The sequence below is a fragment of the Brevundimonas intermedia genome (genome assembly GCF_027922165.1).
GTDB classification, from domain to species: Bacteria; Pseudomonadota; Alphaproteobacteria; order Caulobacterales; family Caulobacteraceae; genus Brevundimonas; species Brevundimonas intermedia.
In genome coordinates this window covers 404,245-415,874 of the sequence record NZ_BSFD01000001.1, presented here as the reverse complement: position 1 = coordinate 415,874, position 11,630 = coordinate 404,245, and the positions used below count along the sequence as shown (strand labels likewise).

The 11,630-nt window shown below is 68.2% G+C and carries 12 protein-coding genes; 4 read left to right on the top strand and 8 right to left on the bottom strand.

The genetic code is table 11. The features are described 5' to 3' along the window. Positions 1-56: 56 nt before the first annotated feature. Positions 57-884: a 3'(2'),5'-bisphosphate nucleotidase CysQ gene (gene cysQ, locus PKE72_RS01985; RefSeq protein WP_271163792.1), complete on the bottom strand. Its 828-nt coding sequence runs from the start codon at positions 882-884 to the stop codon at positions 57-59. Between the two features lie 108 nt (positions 885-992). Between cysQ and chpT the strand changes: the two genes are divergently transcribed. The 3 genes from chpT (at position 993) to PKE72_RS01970 (ending at position 2,942) form a co-directional block, all read left to right on the top strand. Further along, a complete protein-coding gene (gene chpT / locus PKE72_RS01980) occupies positions 993-1,661 on the top strand; it encodes a histidine phosphotransferase ChpT (RefSeq protein ID WP_271163791.1) in 669 nt (222 codons plus the stop codon). 91 nt (positions 1,662-1,752) lie between these two features. Further along, positions 1,753-2,130 carry a response regulator gene (locus PKE72_RS01975; RefSeq protein ID WP_271163790.1) on the top strand — a complete coding sequence of 126 codons (378 nt, stop codon included), beginning with the start codon at positions 1,753-1,755 and terminating at the stop codon, positions 2,128-2,130. Next, positions 2,127-2,942, top strand: coding sequence for a CheR family methyltransferase (locus PKE72_RS01970; RefSeq protein ID WP_271163789.1), 816 nt, complete (start codon positions 2,127-2,129; stop codon positions 2,940-2,942). The genes PKE72_RS01975 and PKE72_RS01970 overlap by 4 nt, the downstream gene beginning before the upstream one ends. Positions 2,943-2,964: 22 nt before the next feature. On the opposite strand, the gene cckA is transcribed toward PKE72_RS01970, so the two are convergent. The 7 genes from cckA to PKE72_RS01935 form a co-directional block, all read right to left on the bottom strand. After that, on the bottom strand, positions 2,965-5,016 hold the full coding sequence (gene cckA, locus PKE72_RS01965; RefSeq protein WP_271163788.1) for a cell cycle histidine kinase CckA: 2,052 nt from the start codon (positions 5,014-5,016) through the stop codon (positions 2,965-2,967). 63 nt (positions 5,017-5,079) lie between these two features. Further along, positions 5,080-6,156 carry a flagellar biosynthesis protein FlhB gene (flhB, locus tag PKE72_RS01960; protein ID WP_271163787.1) on the bottom strand — a complete coding sequence of 359 codons (1,077 nt, stop codon included), beginning with the start codon at positions 6,154-6,156 and terminating at the stop codon, positions 5,080-5,082. Then, positions 6,149-6,934 (bottom strand): flagellar biosynthetic protein FliR, encoded by a 786-nt coding sequence (gene fliR / locus PKE72_RS01955; RefSeq protein WP_271163786.1) that lies wholly within the window; start codon positions 6,932-6,934, stop codon positions 6,149-6,151. The genes flhB and fliR overlap by 8 nt, the downstream gene beginning before the upstream one ends. Before the next feature lie 4 nt (positions 6,935-6,938). After that, positions 6,939-7,202 (bottom strand): flagellar biosynthesis protein FliQ, encoded by a 264-nt coding sequence (gene fliQ, locus PKE72_RS01950; protein ID WP_054764003.1) that lies wholly within the window; start codon positions 7,200-7,202, stop codon positions 6,939-6,941. A 116-nt stretch (positions 7,203-7,318) separates the two neighbouring features. Beyond that, on the bottom strand, positions 7,319-8,320 hold the full coding sequence (locus PKE72_RS01945) for a hypothetical protein (protein WP_271163785.1): 1,002 nt from the start codon (positions 8,318-8,320) through the stop codon (positions 7,319-7,321). Positions 8,321-8,388: 68 nt separating this feature from the next. Next, the gene (locus tag PKE72_RS01940; RefSeq protein WP_271163784.1) at positions 8,389-9,156 is read right to left on the bottom strand and encodes an ABC transporter permease; all 768 of its coding nucleotides are present in this window, start codon (positions 9,154-9,156) and stop codon (positions 8,389-8,391) included. Next, positions 9,156-10,088, bottom strand: coding sequence for an ABC transporter ATP-binding protein (locus PKE72_RS01935; protein WP_271163783.1), 933 nt, complete (start codon positions 10,086-10,088; stop codon positions 9,156-9,158). The genes PKE72_RS01940 and PKE72_RS01935 overlap by 1 nt, the downstream gene beginning before the upstream one ends. Before the next feature lie 152 nt (positions 10,089-10,240). Between PKE72_RS01935 and PKE72_RS01930 the strand changes: the two genes are divergently transcribed. Beyond that, positions 10,241-11,617: a hypothetical protein gene (locus tag PKE72_RS01930; RefSeq protein WP_271163782.1), complete on the top strand. Its 1,377-nt coding sequence runs from the start codon at positions 10,241-10,243 to the stop codon at positions 11,615-11,617. Positions 11,618-11,630: the final 13 nt, after the last annotated feature.

Sequence of the window (11,630 nt, the reverse complement as noted above, 5' to 3'; positions counted from 1 at the left end):
GATCCTCATATAGGCCCGAAAGATGAAGGGAGAGAATCCTCTCCCCGTCTTCAGCCTCAGCCGCCCATGGCGACGAAGGGGCCGTTGAGGAATTTCGGCTTGCCGTAGGCCAGGCGCTGACCATCGTCGGCCAGGACGCGGCCGCCCGCCGCCTCCAGCACGGCCTGACCCGCCGCCGTGTCCCATTCGGACGTCGGGCCCGAGCGCGGATAGGCGTCGAACCGGCCCTCGGCGATCAGGCAGAACTTCAGCGACGAGTCCGTGCCCTGCCAGCGGGTGCAGCCGTGGCGGGCGGCGAGGCGCGTAGCCTCTTCATCGGAGACGCTGTGGCTCAGCAGGGCCATGCCCTCCTGCGGGCGGTCGCGCACCTTAATGGGTCGCCATTCGGCGCCGGCGTGGGCCTCGCCCTGCTGCTGCTCGCCGAACTGGCGGCGGAAGGCGCCCGCGCCGGGGACGTCGGTGCGCCAGGTCGTGCCCGTCGCCGGCGCCGTGACCACGCCCGCGACTGGATAGCCGGCGTGCATCAGGGCGATGTTGACGGTGAAGGCCTCGCCGCCGCGCACGAAACCCTTGGTGCCGTCCAGCGGATCGATCAGCCAGAACCAGTCGTCGGCCGAATCGGGCGCGCCGTTCGCGGCCACGGCTTCTTCGGCCACCGTCTGGACGCCGGGATAAAGGGCGGCCAGGCGTTCCAGAATCAGGGCCTCGGCGGCGCGGTCGGCCTGGGTGACGGGGCTGTCGTCGGACTTGGTCTCGACAGCGGTGTCGTTGCGCCAGAAGGGCAGGATGACGCGCGCGGCGTCTTCGGCGATCTCGGCGATGGCCAGGGCCAGGGCGCCGGATTCGAGGTCTTGGGACAGGGTGTTCGTAGGGGAGGTCGTCATTAGGCGCTCGATAGACCATCACGGCGGTTCCATGAACCGGCAAATCACGTCAGCTTCGCGCGCGACACGAACTGTGACCTGAACGCCGACGAGGATATGCTCGCCTCCATGACTTCGACCGCCGCCGCCAAAGCCCCGCTTGATCTGCCTGTCGACGGAACCGAGCTGGCCACCTACATCGCCGCCAAGCTTTGCCACGACTTCATCAGCCCGTCGGGCGCGATTGTTTCGGGCCTGGACCTGATGCGCGATCCCACGGCCCAGGACATGCGCGAGGACGCCCTGTCCCTGATCGAGCAGAGCGCCCGCAAGATGGTCTCCCTGGTGCATTTCGCCCGGGTCGCCTTCGGCGCGGCGACGACCAGCGAACGGTTCAACGCCCGCGAGCTTCAGTCCCTGGTCGCCGCCATGACCGAGGGCGGACGCGCCTCGCTCGACTGGCGGATCGCCGAGGGTGAATTCTCCAAGCCCCAGGCGCGGGCCCTGATCAACCTGGCCTATCTGACCGTCGGCGCCCTGCCGATGGGCGGCAATGCGGTGATCCAGTCCCATGTCGAGGGCGGCGCCCTGGTCTTCGAGGGTTTCGCCGAGGGCGCGCGGGCGCGGTTGAAGCCTGAGGCGGTCACGGGCCTGGCTGGAGAGCGTCTGACAGAGGGGCTGGCGGGCCAGTGGATTCAGCCCTATTGGTTGTGGCTGACCGTCGTTCAGGCGGGCGGGACCCTGCAGACGACGGTCGAGGAAGGCCGGGTCTCGCTGGTCGCCAAAATGCCCCTTTGAGGCGTTTCCAAACGACTCGTTAACTGGAATCGGGCGATGGTGCGGGACGCGTGACTTCTGTCGGAAGCCCAGCGCCCTGGGGAGCCTCGCCTTGGATTTCAAAACCTGCCTCATCGTCGACGACAGCCGGATCATCCGCAAGGTGGCCCGTCGGATCGTCGAGGGTCTCGACTATGAGGTCGACGAGGCGGCGGACGGCGCAGAGGCCCTGGCCTATTGCACCGGGGTCATGCCCGATCTTCTGCTGATCGACTGGAACATGCCGGTGATGGACGGGCTGACCTTCCTGCGCCGCCTGCGCGCCATGCCCGGCGGCGACGGGCCCAAGGTCCTGTTCTGCACCATCGAGACCCGGCCCGAACGGATCGCCGAAGCATTGGCCGCCGGGGCGGACGACTATGTAATGAAGCCGTTCGACGGCGAGATTCTGCAGTCCAAATTGACGGAGGTCGGCGCGATCGCGGCATGACCCCCGAGGACTTCGACAGACTCCAGGGACTTTTGGCCACCCGCGCCGGCTATCGGCTGACACGGGATCGGATTCACCTGGCCGAACACCGGCTGGGTCCGATCGCGCGTCGTGAAGGCTACGCCAATGTCGAGGCCCTGCTGACAAATCTGTGGGCCAATCCGGTGGCCTCCCTCGGCTGGGCCGTGATCGAGGCCCTGCTGAACGTCGAGACCTGGTTCCGCCGTGACCGTGCCCCCTTCGCGGTGCTGGAGAAGGAGCTGCTGCCGGCCCTGAGCGGGGCGCGTCCCGGCGGCCGGGTCAACGTCTGGTCCGCGGGATGTTCGACGGGCCAGGAAGCCTGGTCTGTCGCCATGGCCGGTCTGGACGCCGGGGTCGCTGTGGATCTGGTCGCCACCGATCTTTCTCAGCGCGCGATCGAGAAGGCTCGATCCGGTCTCTACACCGGTTTCGAGATTCAGCGCGGCCTTACCGCCCACACCATGCTGCGCTGGTTCGAGCCGGCCGAGGACAACTGGCGGGTTCGTGACGAACTGGCCGATCGGGTGCGCTTCGCCCGCGCCAATCTGCTGGACGAGCCGGCGGACGAGGCCCGGTTCGACGTCATCTTCTGCCGCAACGTCCTGGGCGATATGGAGCCGGCGCGCCGGGCCCGTGTGCTGGACGGGTTGGAGCGGCGACTGGTCGACGACGGCTGTCTGTTCCTGGGCCTGGATGAAAAGCTGGAAGGCGAGACCGTCGCCTTCCGTCCCGTGAGCGGCCGCCAAGGCCTCTACGTCAAGTCGCCCTCCGCCCTGCGCCGCGCCGCCTGAGCGGCCGACGGCGGCGGGTGTCTCAGCCCGCGTGCAGTTCCTGTTTCACCCGTTCCGCCAGGGTCTTGATGTCCAGCGGCTTGGGCAGGAAGGAGACGCCGACCTCGTCCTGCAGCAGGTCCGAGAAGTCGCTCTCGGCATAGCCCGAGATGAACATGACTGGCGCGTCGCCCAGGTACTTGCGCGCCTTCTTCAGCAGCGACGGGCCGTCCAGGCCGGGCATGATCACGTCCGAGATCATCATGTCGATTTGGCCCGCGTGTTCTTCGGCGAGAAGCAGGGCCTCCTCGCCGTCGGCGGCCTCGATCACCTCATAGCCGCGCTGGCGCAGCAGGCGGGCGGCGATGCCGCGCACGGCGTCCTCGTCCTCGACGAACAGGATGCGGCCGGCGCCTGAAAGGTCGCGCGGCGCCTTGACCTTGACCTCGGCCGGCTGGACCTCCGCCAGTTCCGCCTCGCCCGCCGCAGGCAGGAAGATGCGGAAGGCGGCGCCCATGCTCATGCCGTGGGGGCCTTCGATATTGCTGACCGAAATGTGGCCGCCGGCCTGTTGCGCGATGCCGTAAACGGTGGCCAGGCCCATGCCCGTGCCCTCGTTCACCGCCTTGGTGGTGAAGAAGGGTTCGAAGATCTTGTCCACAAGTTCGGGCGGCACGCCGGGGCCGGTGTCGGACACCTCGATCAGAGCGACCTCCTCGGTCGGGGCGCCGGGCCAGCCCAGGTGGCGCGCCTCGTCCCCGGTCAGGCGGCGGGTGGTGATGGTCACGACGGCGTCGCCCGGCTCGACCACGCCGCGCATGGCGTCGCGGGCGTTGACGGCCAGGTTCATAACCGCCGTTTCCAGCTGGCTCTTGTCGGCCAGAACCACCGGCAGGTCGCGGCCGTAGTCGGTCTCCAGCCGCACGTCCTCGCGCAGTAGACGGCGCAGCAGGACGGCGAACTCGCCGACCAATTCACCCAGATCGAGCCGCTCGCGCCGAACGGTGGACTTGCGCGAGAAGGCCAGAAGCTTGCGCACCAGGTCGGCGGCGCGGATGGCGGTCTGGCGGATTTCGTTCAGCCCATCGTACGAAGGGTCGCCGACAGGGTGCCGCTCAAGCAGCCCTGACAGCTGCAGCTGAATGGCCGTCAGCAGATTGTTGAAATCGTGAGCCACGCCACCGGCCAGCTGGCCTACGGCCTGCATCTTCTGGGCCTGGGACAGCTGAAGCTCCATCGACTTCTGCGCCGAGACGTCGAACAGCCAGATGCGTTTGCGCTCGCCTTCCGGCGCCACGTAGAGGTGCAGCATCTTGTCGGGATAGGCGCGGGCGACCAGTTCGATAGGGCCGGAAGAACCGGCCGCCAGCTTCACCCGGGCCTCGGCCAGGCCCATCGGCTCGAACAGATGGCCGAAGGCGGCGTCGCGGGCCGCGCCGGGACCGGTCAGGACAGCCAGGGCGGCGTTGGCCTCTTGCGCGCGACCGGCGAACAGGTCGGCGCCGTCGATGACGGCCGAGCCGAACGGGGCGCCGGCGGCCATGGCGCGGGATTCGCCCGCCGCAGCGCCGTTCGTCGGCGCCGTCGCCGCGACCGGCACGGGCAGGACGGCCTCGGGCGCGACGCGCAGCAGGAAGCGGTTGTCGCCGGCCTTGCCGATCACGACCTCGACCTCGCGTTCGCCGATCTGAACGATGGCGTGGCCGGGTTCGCCTCGCCGCGCCTGGGCGAAGGCCATATACAGGGCCTGGGCCGACTTGCCGCGCGGCAGGGCGGTGATGGTGCCGTTGGCCTGGGCCCAGGCGCCGTTGAAGGCCAGAACCTGCCCCGTCTCCCACACCAGGGCCGCCGGCTCGGCCATCGCGTCCAGCATGTCCACGGCGACGTCACTGGACGGTTTGGCCGTCTCAGCGCGGCGGAAGCCGAACAGGCCGATCAGGGCGATCAGGCCCGCCGTCACCAGCAGGATCATGCCCGGCGCCGACATCGGATTGGCCTTGAAGGCCGGATAGGCCAGGGCGGCGATGGCCACGACGACGCCGAACGCCGTCGCAACGGCGAGCAGGTCGAACGGCAGGCGACGGGTGGACTTCATGCGGCCTCGCGAATCAGTGGTCTGAATCATACCCCCAAATCGGGCCTGGGGCCTTACAGGGTCTTACCGGCGTTTGCGGGCCTGGAAGACGAAGCCGATGATCTTGGCGGCGGCTTCGAAATGTTCCTTGGGAATGACGGCGTCGATCTCGACCGAGGCGTAAAGGGCGCGGGCCAGGGGCACGTTCTCGACGATCGGCACATTGTGTTCCTTGGCCACTTCGCGGATGCGCAGGGCCAGGGCGTCGACGCCCTTGGCCACACACACCGGCGCCCCGTCGCCCTCGCTGGGTTCATAGCGCAGGGCTACCGAATAGTGGGTCGGGTTGGTGACGATGACGGTGGCCTTGGGCACATTGGCCATCATCCGCTGGCGGCTGCGTTGCATGCGGATCTGCCGCAGCTTGGCCTTCACATGCGGATCGCCTTCCGTCTGCTTGTAGTCTTCCTTCATCTCCTCCTTGGTCATCCGCATCCGCTTGGCGAAGCGCATCTTCTGCCAGATGAAGTCGGCGCCCGCTGTGGCGCCCAGTAGGATGATGGCCGCGACGAACAGGGCCAGGCTCATGTCGCGCGCGAGCGGCAGCAGGGCGGCGGGGCTCAGCGTCACCATGTTCTCGAACTCGCGGACATGGGGTTTCAGCACCATCCAGCAGACGACGCAGACGGCGATCAGCTTCAGGAAGGTCTTGACGAACTGCACCAGGCCGTCGGGGCCGAAGATCCGCTTGAATCCGGACAGGGGATTCACCGCTGACCACTGCGGCTTCAGCTTCTCAGCGGTGAAGATCAGGCCCGACTGCGCCAGGTGACCGCCCGCGCCCCCGAGAATGGTGGCCAGCATGACCGCGCCCAGAAAGGGCGTGATGGCCCACAGGGCCTTGGCCAGGATCTGGTTTCCCGCGCCCGAGTCGAGCATGCCCAGCATCTGGTGCGGCTGGGCGATGAAGGGCAGCAGCTGTTGCGCCATGGATCCGCAGAACCAGCCTCCGGCCCCCAGGATGACTGCCGCCGCCCCGGCCAGGGACAGGACCTGACCGACATCCTGGGACTTGGCGACATCGCCCTTTTTTCGGGCCTCCTCGAGTTTTCGGGGGGTGGCCTCTTCGGTTTTCGACTCGGGGTCGGTGTCGTCAGCCACCCGCCCCTCCCCCGAAGGCGCCGGCCGCGAACACCTCGGCGAGGCGGCGGTAGCGGTCGATGAAGACGGTGCCCAGAGCGCCCAGGCTGAGCGCGAAGATCGACAGGCCCAGGATGACGCTCAGCGGCGCCGCGGCGAAATAGACCTGGAACGACGGCATGACCCGAGCGATCAGGCCCGAGGCCAGGTTGAAGATCAGGGCGAACACCAGAACCGGCGCCGACAGTTGAACCCCCAGCAGGAAACTGTCGCCCAGGGTCCGCACCGCCATCTCGGTGAAGTCGCCCATGATCAGGGGCTTGGCCGGGGCGATCAGTTCATAGGAGCCGACCATGCCGGCGATGAACAGGTGATCTGTGTTGGTCGCGAAGATCAGCGTCACCCCGAACAGCATCAGGAAGGAGGCGATGGTCGAGCCCGGCGCGGCCTGAAGCGGGTTGGCGGTCTGGGCGAAACTGAGGGTGGTCTGAAGCGACACGATCTCACCCGCTGTCGTCAGGGCGGTCAGGAACATCCGCAGCAGCATGCCGATCATCAGGCCGACCACCACTTCGCGGATCACCCAGCCTGCCATGCCGCCCACCGTTTCGGGCAGGCCCGGCAGAGCCCCGCGCACCACCGGCCACAGGGCCAGGCTGATGACCAGGGCCAGGGACAGGCGCACGCGCGGCGGCACATAGGTCTCGCCGAAGCCGGGGATCAGCATCAGGATCGCCCCGATCCGGGCGAAGATCAGCCCGCCGGCCCAGACCTGATCGGCGGTGGCGTAGGCCTCCACTCGTCTACATGCCCGCGATGCGGGCCGCGATCTGGCGCATGAACCCGCCCAGCAGGGCGCCCATCAGCGGCAGGAACAGCAAAAGGGAGACGAAGATGGCGATGATCTTCGGCGCATAGATCAGGGTCTGTTCCTGAATCTGCGTCAGGGCCTGGAACAGGCCGATCACCACGCCGACCACCAGGCCCACGATCAGGACCGGCAGGCACAGCTGGATCGTCAGCCAGATGGCGTCGCGCCCCACATCCAGAACTTCCGCGCCGTTCATCGTCACAGGCTCCCGCAATTCACTGGGCAGAAAATGCCGGGAGGATGGTTAACGGGAGGATAACCAAGTTGAAGGAAACGGCGGTTCTGGCGCTCAAGCCGCCGATCCGCGCGCGGTCAGTCCAGCGGTTGCGGCCGTGTCACGACGGGGGCGTCCGGATCCGCCTGGGTCGGGCGAGCGGCGGTCGGCGTCGGGGCTATGACGACCTGCGGCGGCGGAGCGGCCGTCGGCGCCGGCTGGGACTGGGCTGCGGCGGTAGGCGCGGGCTGGGTCGTCGTCGGCGTTTGCGTTCGGGTTGGAGCCTGGGTCGGGTTGGCCGCCGGGGCCGTTGTTCGGGGCGCGGCGGACGGCGTTGTGGTGCGGGCTTCTGCGCTTTCGGCCGGAGCCGCCTCGACGGACGGAGCGGGCGGCGGCGTCTCGGCGACCGGCGTGATAGGGGCGGGGGCTGTAGCCGCCGTCGGCGCGGGCGCAGCGGCGGGGGCGGCGTCCAGTGGCGGTGCAGCTTCGGGTGCGGGACGCAGCGCGAACCACAGGCCGCCGCCGACGACCAGGGCGGCCGCTGCGCCGAAACCGATATAGGCCGGCAGTCGGGAGGCTCTTCGAGTCGGGCGAGCGATGATGGGCGAGGCCGCAGGGGCCGTTTCGGGCGTCTCAATAACTGGGGCGCTCGCCGGGACGGGCGGCGTGGGCTCTGCCGCTCTCTGGCGCGCCGGCTCCAGCGCCGCGCCGGGCAGGGGGCGGACCGTCAGATCGACATCGGCCGCCGTCGGTCCGGCGGGCTGGGGCGGGGCGGCGGGCTGGGTCGGGAGAGGGGCGGATGCAGGGCGAGCCTGCGGGATCAGCGAGCCGCTCAGTATGCCGGCGCCGGGCCGCGGCGCAGGCGTCGCGCGGCGGGGTTGCGCCTGCTGCGGTTGACCCGCTTGAGCCTGGCCCAGCGGCGTCTTCAGCGGCGGTCGATTGGGAATCCGGTCCAGCGGATTGGGCGCCACCGGCACAGGGCCGACGTGGAAGGTGGTCGTGGGCATGCGGCCCCAGGTCACCTGTTTGCGCTGGAACGGCTCCGGCGTCGTCCCTGCGGGGACGTTCGGTGCGGGCGGGCTCTTGGAGTCGTCGGACATGCTTACTCTACTCGCAGGCGATCTGGCCGGTTTCGTGACGGCCCCGGCTGGTCGTCAGACCCTGTTTCTCAGGCCTTAAGCCGATAGCCGGTCTTGAACATCCACATGACCACGGCCAAGCACAGGGCGAAGAAGCCCAGGGTGGCCGCCACGCTGATCCCGATCGCCACGTCGCCGGCGCCGTAGAAGGTCCAGCGGAAGCCCGAGATCAGATAGACCACCGGGTTGAACAGGGCGACCGTACGCCAGCCCTCAGGCAGCATGTCGATCGAATAGAAGGAGCCTCCCAGGAAGGTCAGGGGCGTGACGATCAGCATGGGAATGAAGTTCAGCTGTTCGAAGCTGCCGGCCCAGATGCCGATGATGAAGCCGAACAGGCTGAACGTCACCGAGATCAGCACCAGCATGGCCAGCATCATGACCGGGTGCAGCACCTGCAAGGGCACGAAGAAGGCCGCTGTGGCCAGGATGATCAGGCCCAGCACCGCCGACTTGGTCGCCGCCGCCCCGACATAGGCCAGCACCACCTCCAGCGACGACACCGGCGCCGACAGGATCTCGTAGATGGTGCCGGTGAATTTGGGGAAGTAGATGCCGAAGGAGGCGTTGAAGATCGACTGGGTGAACAGGCTCAGCATGATCAGGCCCGGCACGATGAAGGCGCCGTAGGCCACGCCGTCCACCGCCTGCATCCGCCCGCCGATGGCGCTGCCGAAGACGACGAAATACAGGGCCGTGGTGATCACCGGCGTGACCACGCTCTGCCACAGGGTGCGCAGGGCCCGCGCCATTTCAAACCGATAGATGGCCCAGACGCCATGTCCGTTGAAGTTCATCAGGCGGCCTCCCCGTCGCGGTGAACTAGGCTGACGAAGATGTCTTCCAGCGAGCTCTGGCGGGTGTTCAGATCCTTGAAGCCGATGTTCAGCCGTTCCAGGGCGCGGATCAACGACGGCACGCCGGTATCGTCGGCCTGGGCGTCGAAACTGTATTCCAGCTCGCCCCCGTCGGCCTTCAGCGTCAGGTCCCAGTCCGACAGCTCTGCCGGCAGGGCGGCCAGCGGCTCGATCAGGTTCAGGGTCAGGGTCTTCTTGCCCAGCTTCTTCATCAGGGCGGTCTTTTCCTCGACTAGGATCAGTTCGCCCTTCAGGATCACCCCCACCCGATCAGCCATCTCCTCGGCCTCCTCGATATAGTGGGTGGTCAGGATGATGGTGACGCCGCGCTCGCGCAGCTTGCGGACCATGGCCCACATGTCGCGGCGCAGTTCGACGTCGACCCCGGCGGTGGGTTCGTCGAGGAAAAGGATGTCCGGTTCGTGGCTCAGGGCCTTGGCGATCATCACCCGGCGCTTCATCCCGCCCGACAGGGTCATGATCTTGGAGTCGCGCTTGTCCCACAGCGACAGGTCTTTCAGGATCTGCTCGATCAGGGCCGGGTTTCCCGGCTTGCCGAACAGGCCCCGACTGAAGGTGACAGTGGCCAGGATGGTCTCGAAGGCGTCGGTGGTCAGCTCCTGTGGCACCAGGCCGATCTTGGTGCGGGCGGCGCGGAAATCCTTGCGGATGTCGTGACCGTCGGCGACCACCGTCCCCGTCGTGGCGTTGACGATGCCGCAGACGATGGAGATCAGGGTGGTCTTGCCGGCCCCGTTCGGACCCAGCAGGGCGAAGATCTCGCCCTTCTCGATGGTCAGATCGACGCGTTTCAGCGCCTGAAGCCCCGACTTGTAGGTCTTGGTCAGGCCTTGGATTTCGATAACCGGCATCGGCGCTCCGTAATCCGAGACTCTCGCGCCCGGCGTCGTGGCGCGAATATGGCGTTCCGTCGTCCGGGCTCAAGGGGGCGCACGTCGAGAAGCCGTTGTTAACCGAAACCAGGCACGGTGTCGTCTTCGACGCCCTTTGACGGGAGCGCCCATTGTCCTCGCTGTCCGCCGCCCATCGCGCCGCCCTTCAGGCGGTGGTTCAGGCCGCGCCGGACGCCGCCCTGGCGAAGCTGGGCGCGGCCGTGCCCAGCTTGGGCGGAGACAAGGCGGCGGAGCTGGCGGTCATGATCGTGCAGGAGGCGCGCGACCGCGCCCGCCGCGATACAGCCTTTGCACCCGTGCTGCCCCTGTTTCAGCCGCGCGTGGACGCCACCCCGTCCCTGGTCTTCCCGTCCTTCCTTCTGGCGCGGATGTGGCGCGAGGCCAAAAAGGACGAGGAGGCGTTTCTAAGTTTGCTGGACGGGGCCGGTCCCTCTCAGGGGGAATGGACCCTGGTCGCGGACCGGCTGTGCGCCCATGCGGCGGCGGTGCTGCGCGATCGACCCGGCGAGGTCTGGCCGGAATATCGCAAGCCTCAGGCGGACGCGCCGCCCGCGACCCCGGCCGAACTGGCCGGCTGTTTCGATCTTGTCCCTCTGGCCCGCAGCGCCCTGCCGCGCCTGCCGGCCTGGCTGGAGCGACCCGACGCCAATCAGCTGGCGGGGCTGAGGCTGCTGATTCAGGACGCCATGACAGTGTCCCCGGACGGCGGGCGGCGGATGATCGACATCCTGTTCGCCCACGTCGCCGACGCCGAGCGGATGCTGAGGGTCGTGACCCAAACCAGCCGGCTGGCTGACAGCGAGTTCGTTCTGAGCCATTCCGACATGGGGGTCTTCGTCGAACGCCTGCTGGCTTCGGTCCAGACGCGCGGTCAGCGGATCGCCGCGGCCCGGCCGTTGCAGGACGAGACGGTCATGGCCGAGGTCGTCGCCGATGTGACCTGGTGCGCCGGGGTTCTGGCCGAGATGGACCTGACCCTTCAGGTGCGGCCCGACTCGCCTTGGGGCCGGGCGGCGCGGATGGCGCGGGTCCAGGTCGTGGGCCAGCTTTCGGGCCTGATGAAGTCCACCTCGGTCGCCGTCCACGCCGCCCTGCCGATGAAGCGTCAGGTCATAACCGGCCGCATGACCCGCCTTTGTCCCTGGCTGGAGGCGCCGGCCAAGGGCGAACCCATCGAAGCGGCGGCGGCTCTGTTGGCTGCAGTGTCCAGCCTGCGCGGCGCGGCCAACACCTTTGGCTGCGAGGCGGACCGCTTGGCGTTGAAGACCGAGCTGACCGACTATCTCTCGACCTGGGCCAACGAGGCGCTGGATAGTGTCGGGGACGGAGAGGCGGACAATCCGGACCAGGCCTTGCGGCTCATCGGCGTGGCCGCGCGCTTCCTGACCCTGCTCGATGCGCTGGAAGCCGCACGGGCGGTGCGACGACGCGCCGCCGCCGCCGAGGCCCTGCGGGCGACGCGAGAGGCCTCGCCCGGCGTCGTCTGATGCGATAGACGGC

Excerpts from the sequence above, each read along its gene's own strand:
- cysQ (WP_271163792.1), bottom strand. The coding sequence starts at position 884 with ATGACGACCTCCCCTACGAACACCCTGTCCCAAGACCTCGAATCCGGC.
- chpT (WP_271163791.1), top strand. The coding sequence starts at position 993 with ATGACTTCGACCGCCGCCGCCAAAGCCCCGCTTGATCTGCCTGTCGAC.
- PKE72_RS01970 (WP_271163789.1), top strand. The coding sequence starts at position 2,127 with ATGACCCCCGAGGACTTCGACAGACTCCAGGGACTTTTGGCCACCCGC.
- cckA (WP_271163788.1), bottom strand. The coding sequence starts at position 5,016 with ATGAAGTCCACCCGTCGCCTGCCGTTCGACCTGCTCGCCGTTGCGACG.
- fliQ (WP_054764003.1), bottom strand. The coding sequence starts at position 7,202 with ATGAACGGCGCGGAAGTTCTGGATGTGGGGCGCGACGCCATCTGGCTG.
- PKE72_RS01945 (WP_271163785.1), bottom strand. The coding sequence starts at position 8,320 with ATGTCCGACGACTCCAAGAGCCCGCCCGCACCGAACGTCCCCGCAGGG.
- PKE72_RS01940 (WP_271163784.1), bottom strand. The coding sequence starts at position 9,156 with ATGAACTTCAACGGACATGGCGTCTGGGCCATCTATCGGTTTGAAATG.
- PKE72_RS01935 (WP_271163783.1), bottom strand. The coding sequence starts at position 10,088 with ATGCCGGTTATCGAAATCCAAGGCCTGACCAAGACCTACAAGTCGGGG.